The following is a 20,361-nucleotide window of genomic DNA, read 5'->3' as shown; positions in this document are numbered from 1 at the left end:
TTTAGCCCAGGGGCAAGACAAGCTCACGTATGAGGGTTAGGCGGTTGGCGAGGGGCGCGACTGAACTTCTGTCATGGAAAGTTCACATCCGGCTGGTAACGCGGGACAAAACGACACAAACGCAAAAATCAGCAACGGCACAGGCCGTTGCTGATCGGGTGTCACAGGTCGGTGAAAGCTTGGGTTACAGCGGACGACCTTTGCCGTTGCAGACGTTGGTGTTGCCGATGCTCAGGTCGCTGCTGGCAGTCAGGAAAGTGTCGGTGATGGCGGTTTTCCAGTTAGCTGGCAGTGGCACGAAACGGTTGGCCGAAATGGCGGCGTCGTTGTTGGCGGTTGCGCCGAAGTGCTTGGTGAAGAAATCACGCACTTGGGTGGTCTGGCCGGCGTTGGCGTAGCACTGGCTGAAGATCAGGTTGGTGAAGCCGAGGATTGGGTAACCCGAAGTCGGGTAAGCCACAACGCCGGCGGTACCCGCTTTACCGAACACCGGCACCCAGTTGTCCTGGTTGGCGCGGATGCTGGCAGGGCTGGTGGCAGGCACCTGTACCAAGCCGATGGCTGCCGAAACGTTATCAGGCGCAGGCGACACACCTTCGATGCCGTTTTCTTCATCTTTACCTACGCGAGCAACCTTGGTGGCGTCGTCCAGGCCTTCCAGGGTGGAAGCAGCGTAGTCAGGGCTCATGTAGGTGATGCGGCCGTCGCTGGCGGCCAGGGCAGTCATCACACCTTGGCTACCGGTAGCCGATACAGCACCTGCAGGCAGGCCGCCGGCGTAGCTGGAACCGAACGAAGTGGTGATAGCGAAGGCGCCAGCCTCGGTGCACTTGGCATTGAGGAAGCGGGTGAACAGCTCAGTGGTGCCACTGCTTTCGCTGCGGTAAACCACAGTGATCGGGCCGGTACGGTCGGCGCCGGAGATTTCGCTCCAATCAGTGATACGGCCGGAGAACACGCCGCACAGTTCCTGGACGCTCAGGTCAACGTTGGCATCGCCAGCCTTGTTGAACGGAATGGCAACCGACGTGGCCACCGAAGGCACCTGGATCAGCTTGCCCCAGGCAGCCTGCTTGGCAGAGGCGTAGGTCGACAGTTCAGTCGCGGTCAGCTTCGAATCGCTGCCAGCCCAGTGCACGTTCTTGTTAGTTACGCCAGCCACGAACTTGGTGTAGTCGTTGTTCAGGAAGGCAGCCTTGCCGTTGCCGCTGCCCACGCCGATGTAAGGGGCGAAGCCGGCAGTGAGTACGCCGGCAGTCTGGTACAGCGGTTGTGGCAGAGTTGCGCCGCCGCCGTTTACGTCAGCGAATGCAGCCTGTGCCGAGCACAGTGCAGCGAGGGTCATGGATACCGCGAGAACGTTGCGCTTAAACATGAAGAATCTCCTTTCGTCGTGTTTGTACGTTTGGGGTAGATGGCTCTTGCATGACGCCATGGCTTCGGTCCCAAGCCGTATTGCGGGGGTGGCTGGGGGTGAAAACCATGGAGAGAAAGTCGCAGTTTCCGATGACAGCTGTGGGAAAAAACCTCGGGAGGAACACCTTGATTTCTAAAAAGATTCTCGGGTGTTTTGGTCATGGTTTTGGGCGGTTTGGGCGCAGGTGACAGCGAGGTTTCAGCCACGGTCGATGGCTCTGGGCTGGAGACAGCGCGGGCCGTGTGACGCGCAAGAAAGATGACGGAATGAGGAACCCGAGGTCGGTCGGGTGAGCTAGGTGACCAGTTGATTGATTTCAATGATCGGCAACAGCACCGCCATGACAATCACCAGCACCACAGCTCCCATCACCACGATCATCAGTGGCTCCAGCAACGCGGTCATGCCCATGGCCCTTCGCTCAATATCCCGCGACAACGTCTGCGCCGCACGCTCCAGCATCGGTGGCAGCGAGCCGGTTTTCTCGCCGCTGGCGATCAGGTGGATCAGCACCGGCGGGAACACTTTCTCCACCGCCAATGCCGGGGCCAGGTTGACGCCCTCGCGTACCTTGGCCGTGGCGTCGTTGACACACTGACTCAGGCGATCATTGGACAGGGTCTGCCGCGCCGCTTCCAGGGCGCGCAACAACGGCACCCCGGCACCGCCGAGAATCGCCAGGGTCGAGGCAAACCGCGCGGTGTTCAGGCCCAGCACAAAACGCCCAATCAGCGGCAACCCCAAGACACGGCTATGCCAATTCAAGCGCGCCACCGGGTTACGCAAATACAAGCGCCAGCTCCAGAAGCCGCCAACGATCCCGGCAAAACACAGCCAGCCCCAGGCGCGAATAAAGTCACTGGCGTTGAGCATCGCCAGGGTCAACCCCGGCAGATCCTGACGCGCCTGGGAAAACGCACTGACCACCTGCGGCACCACGTAGCTCAGCAGGAAAATCACTATGCCGATGGACACCAGCCCCACCACGCCGGGGTAGATGAACGCGGTAAGGATCTTGCCGCGCAGGTTATTGCGTTCCTCGATGTAGTCAGCCAGGCGCTCCATCACCTGGGCCAGGTCGCCGGACTCCTCCCCCGCCGCAATCAACGCGCGGTAGATCGACGGAAAATCCCGCGGCCGCGCCGCCAACGCGTCCGCCAGGCGCATACCACCGCGCACGTCCGCGCGCACCGCGCTCAAGGTCTGGGCGATGTGTTTTTTCTCGGCCTGCTCCACCGTGGCACTCAAGGCGGCTTCCAACGGCAGGCTCGCGCCCAACAGGCTCGCCAGTTGCCGCGTGGCCCACGCCAGGTCGTTGTCCGACAGCTTGGCGGTGAACAGGCTGCTGCCAGCCGCCGTCTGCTGGCCGCCTTCGATCTGCACCAGCAACGCCGTCAAACCCCGGCTGCGCAGGTTGGCAAAGGCCGCACTCTGGCTGTCGGCCTCCACATGCCCAGCCTCGACTTTGCCGCTGGCATCGGCGGCTTCATAACGATAGCGATTCATCAGGCGTCCCGTGTCACACGCAGGATTTCTTCGGGCGCGGTGGCGCCGCTGCGCACCCAGCGCTCGCCGTCTTCACGCATGCTGAACATCCCGGCGCGGCGCGCGGCCAGGCGCAGGTCCTGCTCGTTGGCACCCTGGTGGATCAGGCTGCGCACATCGTCATCGACGCAAAACAATTCATGGATACCGGTTCGGCCGCTGTAGCCGATCTGGTTGCACTGCGCACACCCGACCGGACGCCACGTGCCCGGTGCGGCCGGGTCTTCCTGCTTGCAGTGCGGGCACAGGCGACGCACCAGGCGCTGGGCCAATACACCGAGCAACGACGAGGCCAACAGGAACGGTTCGACGCCCATATCGATCAGCCGGTTGACCGCCGACACCGCATCGTTGGTGTGCAAGGTCGCCAGCACCAGGTGGCCGGTGAGCGAGGCCTGTACGGCGATTTGCGCGGTCTCCAGGTCACGGATTTCACCGATCATGATGATGTCCGGGTCTTGGCGAAGGATCGCCCGCAGGGCCAGGCCGAAGGTCATGTCGATCTTGGCGTTGACCTGGATCTGGCTGATGCCCGGCAGGTCGTATTCCACCGGGTCTTCCACGGTGAGGATGTTGCTGATGCTCGCATCCAACCGCGCCAGGGCGGCGTACAGGCTGGTGGTCTTACCACTGCCGGTGGGGCCGGTCACCAGCACGATGCCGTGGGGTTGGCGGATCAGCGTATCCAGGCGTGCCAGCAATTGCGGCTCCATGCCCAGGGTCTCCAACTGCAAGCGCCCGGCTTGTTTGTCCAGCAGGCGCATGACGACGCGTTCGCCATGGCCGGTGGGCACCGTGGACACGCGAATGTCGATGGGTCGCCCGGCTACGCGCAGGGCGATACGGCCGTCCTGGGGCAGGCGTTTTTCGGCGATATCGAGTTGGGCCATGATCTTGATCCGTGAGACCAGCGCGCCATGCAGGGCCTTGCGCGGCGAGACCACGTCACGCAGGGTGCCGTCGACGCGGTAGCGCACCACGGAGTGGGTTTCGTAGGGTTCGATGTGGATGTCGCTGGCTTCGTCGCGGGCGGCTTGGGTGAGCAAGGCGTTGATCATGCGGATCACCGGGGCACCGTCCTGGGTGTCGAGCAGGTCGGTGATTTCGGGCATGTCTTGCATGAGGCGGTCGAGGTCGACTTCGTTTTCGGCGGCGCCCACTACGGCGGCGGCGCTGCCGGTGTCGGCGTAGGCGCTGGTGAGCAGGCCGTCGAGTTCGTCGTCGCGCACGTGTTCGATGTGGGATTGGCCGAATTGGCGGTGGACTTCGCTGATGGACCAGCCGGGGGTTGAGGGGCACACGGTTAGCAGGTGGCCGGCTTCGGTGGGGCGTAGGAGGATGCGTTGGGATTTGGCCCAAGCGTAGGGCAATAGGCTCATGAGTTTTGCCCTGATTGTGGGTGTACATATCCGTTTTTTGAGTAACGGCGGCTATTGGTTCCGCTCTTACAGCGGGTCACTTTGGAAAAGCCCCAAAGTAACCAAAGGGCTCTTGCCCCAACACTCGGTACCTCGCCTAGGCTCGGTGTGCCCGTAATCCGACAGTGATTTGGGGGGCGCCTAAGATCAAAATCAAGATCAAGAGCGAAAGCACAGCGGCCTGACAGCCGGCTTGAGTGGTGTGGAGCAAAAGCAGTTTTTTTTTGTGCACCGCTGATTGCTTTTCTGTGGGAGCTGGCTTGTCGGATCGCCGCACCGCTGCGATACAGGCACCTCGGTGAATCAGGCATATCCAGTTGATGCCTTCGCAGGCAAGCCAGCTCCCACATTTGACTGGGGTCGACCACACAATACCGGTCGGCTCCAAGGCCGCCGCGCTCTGCTTTTGCTTTGGCTTGTGATCTTCGGCGCCCCGTAAAACCACGCTGGCCGAACGCAGGCTTGAATCCGTGGGTAACCCGGCAGGACGCCGGGTTAGCCGCACTGGGCCATGGATGGCCCATTGCGGCGGCCCACGGATTCAAGCCGGAGTGAGGGCACACCGAGCCTAGGCGAGGTGCCGAGTGGTGGGGCGAAGACCTTTTGGTTACTTTTGGGGCGTTTGCCAAAAGTGACCCGCTGTAAGAGCGGAACCCTAAGTGGCCGTTACCGCAGCAACGGATATGTACGCTCACTTAGGCACCGCCCGAATCACCGCCCGAGGCCCCTGCTGCTGCCCCCCGGGAATCGCCTTCTCCACCGAAGGCAACTGTGGCGCCTGCACATCCGGCATCGCCCAACTATGCTCCGGCTGCAACCCCCCTTGTGCCCGCCGCATAAACTCATACCGATTCAACGTAATACTGCGCCCCGCCCCACTGTCCCGGATAATGTAAGGCCGCAAAAACACCATCAGATTGGTCTTGTTCACACTGCGCTTTTCATTCCTGAACAACGCCCCCAACCCCGGAATATCCGACAACCACGGCACCGCATCATTACTCTGGCTATACCCATCCTGCAGCAACCCACCGAGCACCATGATCTGCCCATCGTCCAGCAAAATACTGGTATCGATCGCCCGCTTGTTGGTCACCGTCCCCGCCTCCACCGAAGCCCGCGTATCCACCGTACTGACCTCCTGGTAGATATCCAGCTTCACCGTACCGCCTTCGGAAATCTGCGGCCGCACATTCAGCTTCAGCCCCACCTCCTCACGCTGCACCGTCTGGAACGGGTTGTTGCTGGTGCCCCCGCCGCCGGTCACATAGCTGCCGGTGACAAACGGAATCGTCTGCCCCACAAAAATGCTCGCTGCTTCGTTGTCCAGGGTCAGCAGGTTGGGCGTGGACAGAATGTTGGTGCCACCCTTGCTCTTCAACGCACGCGCCAACACCTTGAGGTCGAGCACCTTGCCGATACCGGGAATATCCACGGTGCCGTTGACCAGCCCCACATTCAGGCCCTTGGGCAATACGTCGATACTGGTCTTGCTGGTCGGCGTGCTGTTCACGCCACTGCCTCCGAGGTTCACGCCACCAAACCCGCCCTTGCCACCGAGGTTCCCGGCTTGCCACTGCACGCCAAACTCGGTGGCATCGTCTTCACCGACTTCTACGATCAGGCTTTCGATCACCACCTGGGCGCGGCGCTGGTCGAGCATGTCGATCACTTCACGCAGGTTGCGGTATAGCGGATCCGGCGCAGAAATCAGCAAGGTGTTGGTGGTGGCGTCGGCCTGGATGGTCACGCCGCCGGCGCTAAACGCGGTGTCTTGATCATTAGCGGTACCGTTGGTGTTAGCCGTTGAACCCGTGGGCTGCCCATAACCGGATTGCACACCACTGCCGGTAGGGGTACCGCTGCTGTTTTGCGCGTTGCTCGCGCCTTGGGTGTTCTTGCCATTGCCGCCCATGGCGCTGAGCTTGCCACGGGCATCGTCGCTGACACCGGAATCGCTTTCGCCGGTCAGCAACCCACGCAGCGACTGGGCCAACTTGCCCGCCTGGGCGTTGCGCAGGTACACCACGTGCATGTTGCTGGGGTTGCTCTGGGCGTTGTCGAGTTTGTAGATCAGGTTGCGCGCCAGCTCGGTGCGCTCCGGGCTGCCGGAGCGGATGATGATCGAGTTGGAACGCGGGTCGCCGATCACGTTGATCTTCTGGGTCTGGTCGGCGCCTTGGGTTTCCAGCAGTTCGGAGACCATGGCGGCGATGTCCACGGCGATGCCGTTCTGCACCATCACCACGTCGGTGTCGATGGCGCTGGGGGTGTCGATGCCGTTGATAATCTGCGCCACCCGCGCAAGGTTTTCCGCGTAGTCAGTGATGACGATGCTGTTGTTGCCGGGATAGGCGTTGATCGGGTTGTTTGGCGACACGATGGGACGCAGCACCGGGATCAGGTTCACCGCGTTCTCATATTGCAGGCGGAAGGTGCGCGTCTGCATGCCACTGCTGCCGGCGCTGTAGATCGGGCCGCCGAGTAATTTGGCATCGGCTTCGGGCACCACCTGGGCCACGCCGCCGACGTCAACCACGCTGAAGCCCTGCATGCGCAGCGCCGCCAGCAACATGTCGTAGGCCTGGTGCGCCGGCACCTGGCCTTCGCTGACCAGGGTGAGGTTGCCCTTCACACGCGGGTCCACCAAAAATTGCTGGCCGGTGGCGCGGGACAGCGCGCGCACCACCGCCTGGATATCGGCGTCGACGAAGTTGAGCTGTACGGGCTGGTCACCCAATGGGTTGCGTGCCTTGACCACCGCCGGGGCGTGGCCGCGTGCGCTGTTGGTGACCCGGTGTTGCACGGGGGCTTTGGGGGGCGGTTCGCGCAGGCGATCCTGCAAGGTCTCGCCGTTGCTACGCGTATCGGCAAGCGGTTGGCCAAGTTCGCTGTCTACCAGCAACGGCTTGGTGGCCTGCTGGCTGCTGCATGCGCTCAGGGCCAGCACCAGCAACGGCGCGACCAGACGAAACGGGGGAACTGACCACTTCATGAAGCTTCCTTAGCGCCAAGCGCCTGATCCATGCGAACGGTCCCGGACACAGTGCCGGCCGAGTTGTCGACGGTGTCGAGGCTGCGTTGCAATCGCGCCTCGGACACCTCCAGGGAAAACGAACGGGCATTGCCCAGCAGCCACCCCACCACGGCATCGGCCGGGGCGTTATCGAAGGTCAGCCGCCAACCCGTGGGCTCCAGCGCCTGCAACTGGTAATGGCCTTGCAGACCTGCACCATCCAAGGTCTGGCGCAGCGTGCTTTCGTCGCCTTGCCTGGGCGCGGCGACATCCTGCAACAGCACCTGCAAGGCTGCGGCCTGGGCGCGCAGCTTGGGGGTTTCGGCCTGCCAATAATCGATCTTCTTCAGCGCGGGCTGCACCAGCACCAGCCAGGTCAGCAGGCTTGCCAGCACCAGCCCGGCACCGCCTAACAGGCGTTTTTCGCGCAAGGCCAGGCCGCTCCAGAACACCTGGGCCTGGCTGAGCAGTCGCTGCACTTTATTCATCGCCGGCTCCTGGCTTTTCTAAGGGCTGGGCCGGGGCAATGGTCCAGGCCTGCTCATTGCGACTGGCGGTAAACCCGGCCTGGGCCAATGCCGCCTGCCATTCACCCTCGGCGGCCGGGTTACGGCTGTCGGCGAGCAGTTCAATGTGCAAGCTGCCCTGTTCAAAGCTCAGGTTGTCGACGCTGCCGACCATAAATGGCAGGTTGCTGCCGGCCAATTGCAGCAGGCTGGTAAAGCGTTGGCCGGGATCGGCGGCGGCACCGGTCTGGCGAGCGGCCAATTGCTGGCGGGCTTGCTGCAAGGGGTTGAGCACCACCGGCAACTCGGGAAACGCCTGGCGCACCTGTTGGCTCATCAACGCTTTAAGGCGTTGGCCCTCCTCCACCTGACGTGCGGCATACAGGTTGAGGCCAAGGGTCCAGATGGCAGTGGCAAGCGCGACACAGGCGAGCGCCCGACCCCATCCAACCGTTGAGGGTTGGCTGAGACGGCCGTGCAAGCCCCACGTGGGTACCGCGCCACTCCAACGCTGCGCCGCTTCAACCAGTGGCCGCTCCAGCGCCTGCAAGCCGAGCGGGTGCACCGTGCCTTGTTGCAGGCTGTCACGTGACAACAGATAGCCGTCATCCAACGCCGCAGCCCCCACCGGCAAGGCAAAGGGTGCCGGGTAAAGCCCGCGCAGCTTGAGTGGCAGTTGCACGAGCCGCTCCAACCCGGCCTTGGGCACCCATGCGACTTGCACGCGCCCATCGCTTTCGCGCGGGCCGTGGGCCACCTGCATCTGTTCCACCGGGCCGAGGATCAGCGCCTGCGCCGCGCAGGCCACCGCCGCCGCCGTTTTCGCGGCGGGTAGCGGGGGCAGCTCCAGGCTGGTGAGCAGGCTGTCGCGCGGGTGCAGGAAACAGTCCATCGCCTGGCGCGATTTAGCCAACTGCGCCAGGCTTTCATACCCTTCTTCAATGACTGCGCCACGCTCCAGCCAGGCAAATCTGACCTGGCTGTCAGCAGTCAATTGATCCAGCGGCGGCAAGCCGATGCGCAGGCGTTTCATACGCCCACCCGCGACCAGATCACGCGCGGCTGACGGTCTTCAGGACGATGCAACAAGGCATCGATCGTCACCCGCCGCTGTTCACGCCGCGCCTGGCCCTGCACACGGAACCACTCACTGGTAATGCCCACGTGCACCGACTCCACGTCCACCTGAGGCAAACGCAGGCGGTTGACGAAATCCCCACGGTTGATGAACCACTGCCCGCTGTCACGCTCGGTCACCAGCCCATGGGCCTGGGACAGGCTGAGCTGCGGCACCACCGCGCTAAGCACTTCGGCGCTGGCGGTGTTGCCGTTGACCCACGTAGGGCCGGGCAACACGCTGATATAGGCGTGCATGCGCTGCAATACGACGGGGTCGAGGCCTTCGATGCCGCTCAGGTCATCCAGGCTGCGCAGCATCGGGTATTTGGCGGGCGGTTCATAAGAGGCAATTACCCGCTGGCTGATGCGCCGGCTCACCGCTGGTTCGACGCCGATCAACCGGCACAGCCGCTCGAAACTCTGCAACTGCTCGGCGTCCACCTGCTGGCGATTGACCAAGTTGCGCAGGTTGAACTTGCCCTGTTCATCCTCGATCCGGCCCTCGAAGTCGCCACGCTGGGCACGCGCCCAAGGTTGATCGAGGCGGGTCAGCACGTCCTTCTGGCGCGCGTCCCAGAGCATCTGCCGGCTGCGTTCAAGGCCACCCTGCAACAACCATTGGCCCTGGATGCGCAGTTGCTCGGCTTCCAGACCACGGGTGAACACGGTCTGGCGCGTGAGCATGGCGCCGGCCAACACGGCGACCACCGCTGCGATCAGCAAGGCGCTGATAATCGCCATGCCGCGCTGCTTCGCCGCTGGGAGCGAATACCGTTTCATAATGGGCCTTACAGCTGCCAGGAGCCGATATCGGCATTCACGCCATCGCCATCTGGCTGGCCGTCGGCACCGAGGGAGAACACGTCGACCTCACCGTTGGCGCCTGGGTTGAGGTAGTGATAAGGGTTGCCCCAAGGGTCGTTGGGCAGGCGTTCAAGGTAGGCGCGCCAGTTGCTGTTCTTCGCATCCGCCGGGCGCTCCACCAGCACTTTCAACCCCTGGTTCATGCTGGGGTAGGAACCGTGGTCGAGGCGATAGAGTTTCAGCGCCTGCATCAACCCACCAATGTCCTGCTTGGCCGCCGTGGCCCGTGCCTGGTCCGGCCGGTCCAGCACCTTGGGCACCACCATGGCGGCCAGGATCCCGAGGATGACCACCACCACCATGATCTCGATCAAGGTGAAGCCACGCTGCCCGCGAGGGCCTGGCAATGGGGACGTTAGGCGCGCGATATCCATCTCGACATTCCTTGGCTTGAGTGCAATTCGAGCCGCAGTGTTGCAAGAACACATGTCAGTCGTATTGAAAATCCTCGGGAGTTTCAGTCGCCAATCGGTCAACTGCCGGCGCTAGTCTGCGGGCCTGTTTCCCGGCTTTGAGAGCGCCATGTACGGCCGTCGCAAGGAGCAAGGTTTTACCCTGATCGAGGTGCTGGTGGCGCTGGCGATCATTGCCGTGGCCATGGCCGCCGCCGTGCGCGTGGCCGGGTTGATGACCCAGAGCAACGGTTTGCTACGGGATAAATCCATCGCGTTGCTGGCGGCGCAGAGCCGCCTGGCGGAACTGCGGCTGGAGGGGCATTTTCGGGGTGGCAAGAAGACCTTCGAGTGTGATCAAGGCCGCCTGAAATTGCGTTGCGAGCAGACCATCAACGCCGATGGTCGCCTGTTTCAAGTCAACCTTCAGGTGCTCGACGCCAGCCGCGAAGCGCCGCCCCTGGCGCGACTGGACACCCAGGTCATGGCCGAGTGAGCAGCGGCAGCGCTGGGCCGTCCGGCAGCTTGTCGAGGTTGACGCGCAGCTTTTCACCACCGCGTTCGATTTCCACACCATCACCCTGGATGGCGGTCAGCCGCACGCCGGGGCTAAGGCGTTCACCCACTAGAAAGCTGCGCGGCGGGCCGTCGTTGAGACTCAGGATCGCCACCGCACCACGGGCGCCTGCCAACACGCCAGTGACTTTGACTTGCAGCGCCGTCGGCGCATTGGAAAACCATTGCAGCGCCGGGTTATCGCTGCGCGCCGCCAGTGCCTGGGGCGTGGCTTGGGGCGTGCGGGATTCTGCCGTGGTCAGCAGCAGCGGCGTCCAGACCGCCACGCCCGCCAGGGCGGCCAGCACCCCCAGCGCCTGCACGCCGTGGGCCAGGGTGAAACGAGGGGCAAATGCCATGGGGAGGACCTCCTGTTTGTCCGTCGCACCAGCCTACAGATCAATTCGCACGCTTTTATTTCACAGACTCCCCAGTTCTCCAGGAAGCCCGCGATGAAACAGCAAGGTTTCACTCTGATCGAGCTGATGGTGGTGCTGGTGATCATCGGTATCGCCAGCGCTGCCATCAGCCTCACCATCAAACCCGACCCGCTGCACCTGCTGCGCAAAGACGCCGAGCGCCTGAGCCAGTTGCTGCAGGTGGCCCAGGCCGAAGCCCACGCAGACGGTCGCCCCATCACTTGGCGTGCGGATGCCAAGGGCTTTCGCTTCATCCGCCGCAGCGATGACGGGGCGAGCGTGGAGTCCTTCCAGGGTGACACCCAACTGCGCCCGCGCCTCTGGGAAAGCACGCCCATGCAGATCAACATCGAACCCCGGCAAACCCTGGTACTCAATGCCGAGTGGATCAACCCGCCGTTGCGGGTGGTGCTGTCCGATGGGCAGCACAGCCTCAGCCTGCAACGCGACGCTGCGGGTTTGATGCGCGTGGTGAGTCAACCATGAACAGGTCCCAGCAAGGCTTCACCCTGATCGAAGTGATGGTGGCGATCATGCTCATGGCAGTGGTCAGCCTGATCGCCTGGCGTGGGTTGGATAGCGTAACGCGTGCCGATCAGCATTTGCAGGCGAGCAGCGAGCAGACCGAGGTATTGCTACGGGCGCTGAACCAGATGCAGCGCGACATCAGCTTGCGCGCCAGTGTGGAGCTGGTTGCAACCGATATGGCGCAAGACCAGACGCCCAAAACCGAAGGGCTGGCCGCCGTGACCGTACGCAGCTCCGACAGCAAGGGCTTCAGGCTAGACGTGATCCGCAGCGCCCCGATGGCCGGGGATGGGCTGCAACGCGTGCGCTGGTGGCTCAAGGGCGACTCGCTGTACCGCGCCGCCGCGCCAGCGCGGGACCGATACCCGCTGCCGGCGGCGAAAGATGGGGTGGTGGTGTTGACCGGTGTGAGTGACCTGCAGGTGCGAGTGTGGGACGCGGACAAGGGATGGCGACAATTGAGCGGTAATCGTCGGGAGGATCCGCTGGGACTGGAAATCAGTTTGGTGCGGCAGACGCCTCAGGGCGTGGAAAAGTACCGGCAGGTGTTAGGGCCGTTGAGGTCTTTGAATTAACTCAACAACACCACCCCACCCGGCAACTCCGTGCACTTGGCCCCATACGCATCGCGAATCAACAACGCCACGCCCGCCAACTGCTGCAAACTGAACCGCGCCTGCACCCGGCGCTGGCCCAACTCTTTGTTGAGCAATAACAGCATGCCCGGCCGGTAGCGGTTGATTTCGTCCACCACCGTCGCCAGCGTGGCGTTGTTGAACACCAGTATCTGTTCACGCCAGGCCACGACCGCCTGGGTGTCTACCGTGGTCACTTCACTGACGCCAGCAACGCCATAGGTCAGTTGCCGACCGCCGTCCAGGCGCACGCTGCGTCCGGCGATATCCACTGAGAGCGAGCCCTCGATACAGGTCACGCACACGTTGTGATCGGTGTTGCGCACGTTGAAGCGTGCCTGCGCCGCGCTCACCCAACCATCACCGGCCTGGACCTTGAGCGGTTGGGCAACGTGGGCGATCACTTCGACTTCACCTTCGACCAGTTCAATGCCCTGCCCCACCCGACTGATGCGGGTCTGGGTGTTGAGTTCCAGGCTGATCCCTTCGCTCAACAGCACTTGGCGTTGCTCACCGACTTCGGTGCGATAGTCCGCCGTGAGTCCGGCAAAGCCACCCGGCACGCCGACGCGCACCATCAACACGGCTGCCGAAGCGGCAATCGCACCGCCCAAAAACGCGCGCCGACCAAAGCTGCGCGGTTGCGCCACCTGGTCGAGGGCCGGTGTGAGTTGCTGCCACAGCACCTTGGCCTGCTCGAATGCCTGCGCATGTTCCGGGCTCTGCGCGCACCAGGCTTTGAGCGCCTTGGCATCGGCCACGGTGGCGCGGCCCGAGGTCAGCAGGAGCAGCCAGTCGCGGGCTTCATCGTGCAGGGGGCTGGCGGCGGATGGCCGGGCGGTGGGGAAGCTGAAAATATTCAAGCGCGCACGTACTCACGGATTTATCAGGGACTCGACACTAAGACGGTTTTCCGGCCCCGGGACCGAACCGCTGAATCACTTTTCTTTCGAGGCGCTTGGCACAGTGGCCCAGGGCGGCCTTGATTTCCTTCTCGACCATGCGCGTGGAGATGCCGAACCGCTGGGATATTTCCAGGTGCGGCGCCTCTTCCAGGCGGGCGGCGATGAGGATTTTGCGGCGACGGGCCGGCAGTTCGTAGAGCGCTTTGACCAGGGACTGAATTTCTTTCTGACCGCCCACCACCCGCGACGGGTCCTGGGCTTCGTCGGCGCTTTGCAGCAGTTCTTCCACTTCGCTGCCGGTGAGCAGGCGCGCGTCGGCCTGGCGGCGGTCGGCGGCGATGTTCAAGGCCATGCGGTAGAGGTAGGCGTTGGGTTGTTGCAGGTTGGGCGGCACGTCCATGCGGTCGACCCGCAAGTAGGTTTCGTGCAGCACGTCGTTGGCCAGGTCTTCCGAGCCCAGGCGCTTGCGCAAACGCACCTTGAAGTCTTCGTAGGAGGCCAGGAACAAGCTGACCATCGCACTGTGCCCGGTATTTTTCATCCGCCCCAGGCTCCTTTCGCTGCTGTGCATTCCATGCGCATTCCTGTTGTGTCAGGCATCAAAAGTAAAGTCACCGGTTGGCGCAGTGAGCTCGGTGCCGGGCGTTGGACCCGGGCCGCGCTCAGGCTGCGTACCAGTGCTTCATCGCGTTGTTCATCGCCGGTGGAGCTGACCAACCGACTGTGTTCAATCACTCCGTCCGGGTTGACCCACACCTGCACCAAGGCCCGGAAGCTGCCGGGCCGGGTCAGCGGCGAGCGGCACAGGCTGGTCTCGATGGCTTGCTGCAGTGCCGTCGCGTAGCTGTTGTTGATCCGCGCGGCGCTGCGTGCCGCCGCCCCCTTTGTGGGCGGTGGTTGGCTGACCTGCGGGGTCTGCAAGGTAAACGCATCGCTGCGTGCATAACGTGCCATCAGGCCACTCCCTGTCAGCAACATTGCCAGTGCTTCTTGCGCCGTAAAGCGCCCGCGTACCCCGATGGAGCGCCGGCCCCGCGTCAACTCGCGGTCCACCAGCACCGCCATCCCGGTGGCGCGGCTGTAGGCTTGCAGTGCGTGTTCAAGGTCTTGCGCCGGCAGGTTCAACGACAGCAGCGGTGACTCTGCCTGCGCCATACGACCGCCGGCCAGCAGCAACAGCAAGACCAGGGCGCACATGACGCGCCTCCAGACTCCCTGTTCACCCCCTGCTCTGCATCGCTGCACGGCCGACGCGCCCTAGAAAACCGTCATCCTGAGGCCAGTTTATGAACCTGATGTTACGGTGATAGCAAAAAAAACATCACGGTGACGAGAAGCCCGCTGCACTACACTTTCAAGCCTAACCGGCCCACTCCTCAGGGCCTGCCAGGAGGCCCGATGAAGCTGTTACCAACCCTCGCCAGCCTGTTGCTGTGCGCTGCCCTGCCCGTACTCGCCCACGCCGAAAACGCCGCCGGCACGTGCGCCGAAGTCAGCGTGGATGGCTACAAGGCGCCCGACTATGGCTGCCTCAGCCAGCAGATGGGCAACGATACCCATGCGACCAAGGCGGCGAAGAAAAACCGCGAAGCCCAAAACATCCCCGTGGAAAAACGGCCGCCGAATGCAGTGGGTTTGTCCACCCCGGCGGCGACCAGCGTGCGCATGGGCAATACCTTTGGCACGTCGGTCAAGCCGCAGCGGCCTTGACGGTTTTGACGGAATTTTCATATATGCCCGCCTATGATCGCGCTCCTCGTTGGGGAGTAACCGGCTTCTGACCCTGTTGGAAGCGTTCGTATCAACATATTCGGCAACCTGCCGTGGTGCGAACACCGTCTTTTCGGTTGGTGAGACCAGCGACATCCCATGCCTGAAGTCGGGCGCATGGCGGTGTCGTTGTGTCCCATAGCCCGACTGGAAGCCTGACCGTGAACCCCATTTCCCTGATCCTCCTGGCCCTGGCCATGTCGACCGACGCCTTTGCGGCTGCCATCGGCAAAGGCTCCAGCCTGCACAAACCCCGCCTTACCGAAGCCCTGCGCGCCGGCCTGATCTTTGGTGTGATCGAAGCCATCACGCCGATGATCGGCTGGGCCATCGGTCATGCCGCCACCCGCTGGGTGGAAAACTGGGACCACTGGATCGCCTTTACTTTGCTGGTCGGGCTGGGCCTGCACATGATCTGGAACGGGTTGAAAGCCGATGATGAAGAGGCCGAGAAGCCGACCCAGCACTCCTTCATGATCCTCGCCGTGACGGCGTTCGCCACCAGCATCGATGCACTGGCGGTAGGCGTGGGCCTGGCGTTTGTCGACGTGAATATCCTGGTGGCAGCGGCGGCGATTGGCCTGGCGACCATGACCATGGTGACCCTCGGCATGATGCTTGGGCGAGTGCTGGGCACCGTGGTGGGCAAACGGGCAGAGATGGTCGGGGGTGTGGTGCTGATGCTGGTAGGTGCGACGATTCTGTACGAACACCTTTCGGCCTGATCAAGCGTAGGAGCCGAGGGAACGGCTCCTACAGAAGATGAATCAGGCAGCGTGGCTTGCTTTCTTCAAGCTATCCATATCGATCACAAACCGATACTTCACATCGCCCTTGAGCATCCGCTCATACGCCTCGTTAATGCCCTGGATATCGATCATCTCGATGTCCGAGACAATCCCGTGCTTGGCGCAGAAGTCGAGCATGTCCTGGGTTTCCTGGATGCCGCCAATCAGCGAACCGGCCAGGCTGCGGCGCTTGAAGATCAGGTTGAACACCGTCGGCGAAGGATGCGTGCTGTCGGGCGCGCCGACCAGGGTCATGGTGCCGTCGCGCTTGAGCAAGTTGAGGAACGCATCGAGGTTGTGCGGTGCGGCAACCGTATTGAGGATGAAATCCAGGCTGTTGGCGACCTTGGCCATCTCGTCCGCATTCTTGGAGACCACCACTTGATCGGCACCCAGGCGCAGGCCGTCTTCTCGCTTGTTGGGTGAGGTGGTGAACAGCGTCACATGGGCGCCCATGGCATGGGCGATCTTCACCGCCATATGGCCCAGGCCGCCCAAGCCCACCACGCCGACCTTCTTGCCAGGGCCGACCTTCCAGTGGTGCAACGGCGAATAGGTGGTGATACCCGCGCACAGCAACGGTGCCACGGCGGCCAGGTTGGACGCGTCGTGGGAAATGCGCAGCACGAATTTCTCCTTGACCACGATGCTGTCGGAGTAGCCGCCGAAGGTGTTCTCACCGCCGAACACCGGGCCGTTGTAGGTGCCGGTAAAACCGTTCTCGCAGTATTGCTCCTCGCCTTCGGCACAGGACGCGCAGTGCTGGCAGCTGTCGACCATGCAGCCGACGCCGGCCAGGTCACCGACCTTGAACGTCTTGACGTTGCCACCCACGGCAGTCACACGACCGACAATTTCATGGCCGGGCACGGATGGATACAGGGTGTTGTTCCACTCGTTGCGCACGGTGTGCAAGTCGGAGTGGCAGACCCCGCAATAGAGAATGTCGATCTGCACATCATCCGCCCCCGGCGCGCGGCGCTCGAAGGTGTAGGGCTTGAGGGAGTCCTTGGCGTTCTGGGCGGCGTAGCTGTAAGTCTTGGCCATTTCGTTCACCTGTGTGATCTGACGTTGGAAGTCAATCGACCAGCATAGACGCTCAACCGTTCAACCGAGCACAGGCGTACAAGCCCTTCGTCCGGTTTAACGCAATAGTGAGCTAGCATTCTCTTTCCACCCTCCCAGGAGTTTTCCATGAGCACATTCGTTGCCAAAGACGGTACCCAGATCTACTTCAAGGACTGGGGCAGCGGTAAACCCGTGTTGTTCAGCCATGGCTGGCCGCTGGATGCCGATATGTGGGAATACCAGATGGAATACCTGAGCAGCCGAGGCTTTCGCACCCTCGCGTTCGACCGCCGTGGTTTCGGCAGGTCGGATCAGCCGTGGACCGGCAACGACTACGACACCTTCGCCGACGATATCGCCCAACTGATCGAGCACCTGGACCTCAAGGACGTGACCCTGGTGGGCTTCTCCATGGGCGGCGGCGACGTGGCGCGCTACATCGCACGCCATGGCAGCGCACGCGTGGCCGGCCTGGTGTTGCTGGGTGCGGTGACGCCGATCTTCGGCCAGCAAGCCGATTACCCGCAGGGTGTGCCGCTCGACGTGTTCGCCGGCTTCAAGGCCGAGTTGCTGAAGGACCGCGCGCAATTCATCAGCGATTTCAACACGCCGTTCTATGGCCTCAACAAAGGCCAGGTCGTCTCCGCAGGCGTGCAGACCCAGACCCTGCAAATCGCTCTGCAGGCGTCCCTCAAGGCGACGGTGGACTGCGTCACCGCATTCTCCGAAACCGACTTCCGCCCGGACATGGCCAAGATCGACGTGCCGACCCTGGTGATCCACGGCGATGGCGACCAGATCGTGCCGTTCGAAACCACCGGTAAAGTCGCGGCGCAGATGATCAAAGGTGCCGAACTGAAGGTCTACAAGGATGCGCCGCACGGGTTTGCCGCCACCCATACCCAACAGTTGAACGAAGACTTGCTGGCGTTTCTGAACCGCTGAAACGTCCTCTGCTTGTTTGACCGGGCTTGCCAGCGCAACACGGCCTCTGTGGTGAGCGGGCTTGCCCCGCGCTGGGTGGCGAAGCCGCCCCAAAACCATACGCCTCGGCGCGCCTGAAGCAATGTGGTGAGGCTGACAGGGGCTGCTGCGCAGCCCAGCGCGGGGCAAGCCCGCTCACCACACAAGCCCGCTCACCACACTAATGGGGGTTAGCGCGGCACTCGCACGCCTGCAGGCCTGTGCAGACATGATGGGTTCCGATTGAATCAACAGCCAGGTAAGGTGGTCCCACTTCATACGCTCACCGTAACAGGACCCGCATAATGCCCCTGCCTACCGAAATGACCCTGATTGAAATCACCACCCCTGGCGGCCCGGAAGTGCTCAAGCCGCGCCAGGCGCCGGTGCCCTCCCCGGCAGCCGGTGAAATCCTGATCCACGCGCACGCCGCCGGCGTCAACCGCCCGGACGCCTTGCAGCGCGCCGGCAAATATCCGATGAAACCCGGCATGAGCCCGATCCCCGGCCTGGAAGTGGCGGGTGAAGTGGTGGCCCTGGGCGACGGCGTGACCGAGTACGCCGTCGGTGACAAGGTGTGCGCCCTCACCAATGGCGGTGGCTACGCCCAATACTGCGCAGTGCCCGCCAGCCAGGCGTTGCCGGTTCCCGAAGGCATGGACTGGATTCAAGCGGCGGCCATCCCGGAAACCTTCTTTACCGTATGGGCCAACCTGTTCGGCATCGGCGGCGCCCACAAGGGCCAGCGTGTGCTGATCCACGGCGGCACCAGTGGTATCGGCACTACCGCACTGATGCTGTGCCGCGAGTTCGGCATCCAGGCGTTTGCCACCGCCGGCAGTGAGGAAAAATGTACGGCCATCCGTGCGCTTGGCGCAGAAGCGATCAATTATCGCGAACAAGACTTTGCCCAGGTGATCGGCGATCAAGGCGTGAATGTGATCCTCGACATCATGGGTGCCTCCTACCTCAACAACAACCTCAAGGCGCTGGCGATGGACGGCCGCCTGGTGATGCTGGGGTTCCTCGGCGGTGCCAAGGCCAATGAGGTGGACTTGCTGACCATTCTTGGCAAACGCGCAATCGTCACCGGTTCGCTGCTGCGCGCACGGACCAAGGACGAAAAAGCCGCAATCGCCGACCAACTGCGCCAGCATGTATGGCCAGTGCTGTCAGCCGGGCGCTGCCTGCCGATGATCGACCAGGTGTTCGACTACACCCAGGCCGATCAGGCGCATGCGCGGATGGAAGGTGGGGATCATATTGGCAAGATTGTGTTGCGGGTTGCCTGATTATCCGGCGTATACCGGGTAATCGATATAGCCCTCTGCACCACCGCCGTACATGCCCTCCACCCGCAGCGGATTCAACGGCCACCCGTTGAACAGCCGCTGCGGCAAATCCGGGTTGGCGATAAACGGCCGCCCGAACGCGATCAAGTCCGCCAGCCCTGCCTCTACCCACCGCGCACCGCGTTCAGCGGTGTAGCGGCCGGCGTAGATGATCCGCCCGCTGAACGTCTCGCGCACGGCACGGCGGAACGATTCAGGCAAGTCGGGTGCGTTGTCCCAGTCGGCTTCGGCGATGGAGACGTAGGCGATGCCCGACGCTTCGAGCACCTTGATGGCTTCGATGTAGGTGTGGTGCGGGTCGTCTTCCACCAGGCCGATGTACACGCGGTCCTGATCGGTGCCGCTGAACAACGGCGAGAAGCGCACGCCCAGGCGTTCCGGCCCGACCACCGCGCTCACTGCTTCGACGATCTCGCGCAGAAAACGCAGGCGGTTTTCCAACGAACCACCGTATTCATCGTCACGTTGATTGGCATGGGCCGAGATGAACTGGTTCACCAGGTAGCCATTGGCCGAATGGATTTCCACCCCATCAAACCCCGCATCCAGCGCATTGCGTGCCGCTTGGGCATAATGCCCAACCAAGTCCTTGACCTCTTGCGTAGCTAACGCACGTGGCACAGGCGGCTGTTTCAACTCACCCTCGCCCGGCGCCGTTTCGATAAAGGCTTTGGCTTGCAGGGCCTGGAGGGCCGACGGTGCGACGGGCGCCGCCCCTTCTGGCTGCAAGGCGTTATGGGACACCCGACCGACATGCCACAACTGGGCAAAGATCACCCCGCCTTCGGCATGCACCGCGTCGGTGACTTTGCGCCAACCGTCGATCTGCGCCGGGGTGTAGATGCCCGGTGTCCAGGCATAGCCTTGGCCACGCGGCTCGATCTGCGTGCCTTCGCTGACCATGAAACCGGCACTGGCCCGCTGGCGGTAATACTCGGCCATCAAGTCGGTCGCAATATCACCCGGTTGGGCGCTGCGCTGGCGCGTCAACGGCGGTAAGACGATACGATTGTTCAGCGTATGGCGACCCAGTGTTACTGGGGTACTTAAAACATTGTCAGTCATTTAAGGATTTCCAAATTCTGGACGTGCTAAAGCATT

The 20,361-nt window shown here is 62.7% G+C and carries 21 protein-coding genes; 7 read left to right on the top strand and 14 right to left on the bottom strand.

The window, feature by feature from the left end; genetic code table 11:
- Positions 1 to 184 precede the first annotated feature (184 nt).
- The 8 genes from OZ428_RS13595 to gspG all read right to left on the bottom strand — a co-directional run bounded on the left by OZ428_RS13595 (position 185) and on the right by gspG (position 10,259).
- Positions 185 to 1,375: a substrate-binding domain-containing protein gene (locus OZ428_RS13595; protein ID WP_269133717.1), complete on the bottom strand. Its 1,191-nt coding sequence runs from the start codon at positions 1,373 to 1,375 to the stop codon at positions 185 to 187.
- A gap of 336 nt (positions 1,376 to 1,711) precedes the next feature.
- Positions 1,712 to 2,923, bottom strand: coding sequence for a type II secretion system inner membrane protein GspF (gspF, locus tag OZ428_RS13590; protein WP_269133716.1), 1,212 nt, complete (start codon positions 2,921 to 2,923; stop codon positions 1,712 to 1,714).
- Positions 2,923 to 4,341, bottom strand: a complete 1,419-nt coding sequence (gene gspE / locus OZ428_RS13585; RefSeq protein ID WP_269133715.1) for a type II secretion system ATPase GspE — start codon at positions 4,339 to 4,341, stop codon at positions 2,923 to 2,925. The genes gspF and gspE overlap by 1 nt, the downstream gene beginning before the upstream one ends.
- Positions 4,342 to 5,071: 730 nt before the next feature.
- Positions 5,072 to 7,375 (bottom strand): type II secretion system secretin GspD, encoded by a 2,304-nt coding sequence (gspD, locus tag OZ428_RS13580; protein WP_269133714.1) that lies wholly within the window; start codon positions 7,373 to 7,375, stop codon positions 5,072 to 5,074.
- Positions 7,372 to 7,884, bottom strand: a complete 513-nt coding sequence (gene gspM, locus OZ428_RS13575; RefSeq protein ID WP_269133713.1) for a type II secretion system protein GspM — start codon at positions 7,882 to 7,884, stop codon at positions 7,372 to 7,374. The genes gspD and gspM overlap by 4 nt, the downstream gene beginning before the upstream one ends.
- On the bottom strand, positions 7,877 to 8,935 hold the full coding sequence (gene gspL / locus OZ428_RS13570; protein WP_269133712.1) for a type II secretion system protein GspL: 1,059 nt from the start codon (positions 8,933 to 8,935) through the stop codon (positions 7,877 to 7,879). The genes gspM and gspL overlap by 8 nt, the downstream gene beginning before the upstream one ends.
- Positions 8,932 to 9,801 (bottom strand): type II secretion system minor pseudopilin GspK, encoded by an 870-nt coding sequence (gene gspK / locus OZ428_RS13565; RefSeq protein ID WP_269133711.1) that lies wholly within the window; start codon positions 9,799 to 9,801, stop codon positions 8,932 to 8,934. Before gspK ends, gspL begins: the two co-directional genes overlap by 4 nt.
- 8 nt (positions 9,802 to 9,809) lie before the next feature.
- On the bottom strand, positions 9,810 to 10,259 hold the full coding sequence (gspG, locus tag OZ428_RS13560) for a type II secretion system major pseudopilin GspG (protein WP_033901551.1): 450 nt from the start codon (positions 10,257 to 10,259) through the stop codon (positions 9,810 to 9,812).
- 148 nt (positions 10,260 to 10,407) lie between these two features.
- Here gspG and gspI point away from each other — a divergent pair, with 148 nt between their 5' ends.
- Positions 10,408 to 10,773 carry a type II secretion system minor pseudopilin GspI gene (gene gspI, locus OZ428_RS13555; protein WP_269133709.1) on the top strand — a complete coding sequence of 122 codons (366 nt, stop codon included), beginning with the start codon at positions 10,408 to 10,410 and terminating at the stop codon, positions 10,771 to 10,773.
- Here the strand turns inward: gspI and OZ428_RS13550 are convergent.
- Entirely contained in the window at positions 10,760 to 11,191 is a 432-nt protein-coding gene (locus OZ428_RS13550) for a type II secretion system protein N (protein WP_269133708.1), read from the bottom strand. The genes gspI and OZ428_RS13550 overlap by 14 nt on opposite strands.
- 93 nt (positions 11,192 to 11,284) lie before the next feature.
- Between OZ428_RS13550 and gspH the strand changes: the two genes are divergently transcribed.
- On the top strand, positions 11,285 to 11,737 hold the full coding sequence (gene gspH, locus OZ428_RS13545) for a type II secretion system minor pseudopilin GspH (RefSeq protein WP_269133706.1): 453 nt from the start codon (positions 11,285 to 11,287) through the stop codon (positions 11,735 to 11,737).
- A complete protein-coding gene (locus OZ428_RS13540) occupies positions 11,734 to 12,354 on the top strand; it encodes a type II secretion system protein GspJ (protein WP_033901547.1) in 621 nt (206 codons plus the stop codon). The genes gspH and OZ428_RS13540 overlap by 4 nt, the downstream gene beginning before the upstream one ends.
- On the opposite strand, the gene OZ428_RS13535 is transcribed toward OZ428_RS13540, so the two are convergent.
- From OZ428_RS13535 to OZ428_RS13525, 3 genes are read right to left on the bottom strand one after another with little or no spacing between them, the layout of a single operon-like run.
- Entirely contained in the window at positions 12,351 to 13,277 is a 927-nt protein-coding gene (locus OZ428_RS13535) for a FecR family protein (RefSeq protein WP_269133705.1), read from the bottom strand. The two genes, OZ428_RS13540 and OZ428_RS13535, sit on opposite strands and share 4 nt — an antisense overlap.
- A gap of 37 nt (positions 13,278 to 13,314) precedes the next feature.
- Entirely contained in the window at positions 13,315 to 13,860 is a 546-nt protein-coding gene (locus tag OZ428_RS13530; protein WP_038841783.1) for an RNA polymerase sigma factor, read from the bottom strand.
- On the bottom strand, positions 13,857 to 14,516 hold the full coding sequence (locus OZ428_RS13525; RefSeq protein WP_051422269.1) for a TonB family protein: 660 nt from the start codon (positions 14,514 to 14,516) through the stop codon (positions 13,857 to 13,859). Before OZ428_RS13525 ends, OZ428_RS13530 begins: the two co-directional genes overlap by 4 nt.
- A 201-nt stretch (positions 14,517 to 14,717) precedes the next feature.
- Between OZ428_RS13525 and OZ428_RS13520 the strand changes: the two genes are divergently transcribed.
- Both OZ428_RS13520 and mntP read left to right on the top strand, forming a co-directional pair.
- Complete coding sequence (locus OZ428_RS13520; protein ID WP_269133704.1) at positions 14,718 to 15,029, top strand: hypothetical protein; 312 nt, start codon at positions 14,718 to 14,720, stop codon at positions 15,027 to 15,029.
- Positions 15,030 to 15,250: 221 nt separating this feature from the next.
- Complete coding sequence (gene mntP, locus OZ428_RS13515) at positions 15,251 to 15,814, top strand: manganese efflux pump MntP (RefSeq protein ID WP_038841780.1); 564 nt, start codon at positions 15,251 to 15,253, stop codon at positions 15,812 to 15,814.
- A gap of 42 nt (positions 15,815 to 15,856) precedes the next feature.
- Here the strand turns inward: mntP and OZ428_RS13510 are convergent, their stop codons facing one another.
- On the bottom strand, positions 15,857 to 16,924 hold the full coding sequence (locus OZ428_RS13510; protein ID WP_269133703.1) for an NAD(P)-dependent alcohol dehydrogenase: 1,068 nt from the start codon (positions 16,922 to 16,924) through the stop codon (positions 15,857 to 15,859).
- 147 nt (positions 16,925 to 17,071) lie between these two features.
- Between OZ428_RS13510 and OZ428_RS13505 the strand changes: the two genes are divergently transcribed.
- Positions 17,072 to 17,890 carry an alpha/beta fold hydrolase gene (locus OZ428_RS13505; RefSeq protein ID WP_033903182.1) on the top strand — a complete coding sequence of 273 codons (819 nt, stop codon included), beginning with the start codon at positions 17,072 to 17,074 and terminating at the stop codon, positions 17,888 to 17,890.
- 323 nt (positions 17,891 to 18,213) lie between these two features.
- Positions 18,214 to 19,200, top strand: coding sequence for an NAD(P)H-quinone oxidoreductase (locus tag OZ428_RS13500; protein ID WP_269133702.1), 987 nt, complete (start codon positions 18,214 to 18,216; stop codon positions 19,198 to 19,200).
- On the opposite strand, the gene OZ428_RS13495 is transcribed toward OZ428_RS13500, so the two are convergent.
- Positions 19,201 to 20,325, bottom strand: coding sequence for an alkene reductase (locus OZ428_RS13495; protein WP_269133701.1), 1,125 nt, complete (start codon positions 20,323 to 20,325; stop codon positions 19,201 to 19,203).
- Positions 20,326 to 20,361 lie beyond the last annotated feature (36 nt).

The organism is Pseudomonas sp. GXZC (assembly GCF_026967615.1).
GTDB classification, from domain to species: domain Bacteria; phylum Pseudomonadota; class Gammaproteobacteria; order Pseudomonadales; family Pseudomonadaceae; genus Aquipseudomonas; species Aquipseudomonas azotoformans_A.
This window is presented reverse-complemented; position numbering and strand designations above follow the sequence as displayed.

What these genes read in the sequence shown, in the direction of transcription:
- OZ428_RS13595 (WP_269133717.1), bottom strand. Translation starts at nt 1,375, where the DNA reads ATGTTTAAGCGCAACGTTCTCGCGGTATCCATGACCCTCGCTGCACTG.
- gspF (WP_269133716.1), bottom strand. Translation starts at nt 2,923, where the DNA reads ATGAATCGCTATCGTTATGAAGCCGCCGATGCCAGCGGCAAAGTCGAG.
- gspE (WP_269133715.1), bottom strand. Translation starts at nt 4,341, where the DNA reads ATGAGCCTATTGCCCTACGCTTGGGCCAAATCCCAACGCATCCTCCTA.
- gspD (WP_269133714.1), bottom strand. Translation starts at nt 7,375, where the DNA reads ATGAAGTGGTCAGTTCCCCCGTTTCGTCTGGTCGCGCCGTTGCTGGTG.
- gspM (WP_269133713.1), bottom strand. Translation starts at nt 7,884, where the DNA reads ATGAATAAAGTGCAGCGACTGCTCAGCCAGGCCCAGGTGTTCTGGAGC.
- gspL (WP_269133712.1), bottom strand. Translation starts at nt 8,935, where the DNA reads ATGAAACGCCTGCGCATCGGCTTGCCGCCGCTGGATCAATTGACTGCT.
- gspK (WP_269133711.1), bottom strand. Translation starts at nt 9,801, where the DNA reads ATGAAACGGTATTCGCTCCCAGCGGCGAAGCAGCGCGGCATGGCGATT.
- gspG (WP_033901551.1), bottom strand. Translation starts at nt 10,259, where the DNA reads ATGGATATCGCGCGCCTAACGTCCCCATTGCCAGGCCCTCGCGGGCAG.
- gspI (WP_269133709.1), top strand. Translation starts at nt 10,408, where the DNA reads ATGTACGGCCGTCGCAAGGAGCAAGGTTTTACCCTGATCGAGGTGCTG.
- OZ428_RS13550 (WP_269133708.1), bottom strand. Translation starts at nt 11,191, where the DNA reads ATGGCATTTGCCCCTCGTTTCACCCTGGCCCACGGCGTGCAGGCGCTG.
- gspH (WP_269133706.1), top strand. Translation starts at nt 11,285, where the DNA reads ATGAAACAGCAAGGTTTCACTCTGATCGAGCTGATGGTGGTGCTGGTG.
- OZ428_RS13540 (WP_033901547.1), top strand. Translation starts at nt 11,734, where the DNA reads ATGAACAGGTCCCAGCAAGGCTTCACCCTGATCGAAGTGATGGTGGCG.
- OZ428_RS13530 (WP_038841783.1), bottom strand. Translation starts at nt 13,860, where the DNA reads ATGAAAAATACCGGGCACAGTGCGATGGTCAGCTTGTTCCTGGCCTCC.
- OZ428_RS13525 (WP_051422269.1), bottom strand. Translation starts at nt 14,516, where the DNA reads ATGTGCGCCCTGGTCTTGCTGTTGCTGCTGGCCGGCGGTCGTATGGCG.
- OZ428_RS13520 (WP_269133704.1), top strand. Translation starts at nt 14,718, where the DNA reads ATGAAGCTGTTACCAACCCTCGCCAGCCTGTTGCTGTGCGCTGCCCTG.
- OZ428_RS13510 (WP_269133703.1), bottom strand. Translation starts at nt 16,924, where the DNA reads ATGGCCAAGACTTACAGCTACGCCGCCCAGAACGCCAAGGACTCCCTC.
- OZ428_RS13505 (WP_033903182.1), top strand. Translation starts at nt 17,072, where the DNA reads ATGAGCACATTCGTTGCCAAAGACGGTACCCAGATCTACTTCAAGGAC.
- OZ428_RS13500 (WP_269133702.1), top strand. Translation starts at nt 18,214, where the DNA reads ATGCCCCTGCCTACCGAAATGACCCTGATTGAAATCACCACCCCTGGC.
- OZ428_RS13495 (WP_269133701.1), bottom strand. Translation starts at nt 20,325, where the DNA reads ATGACTGACAATGTTTTAAGTACCCCAGTAACACTGGGTCGCCATACG.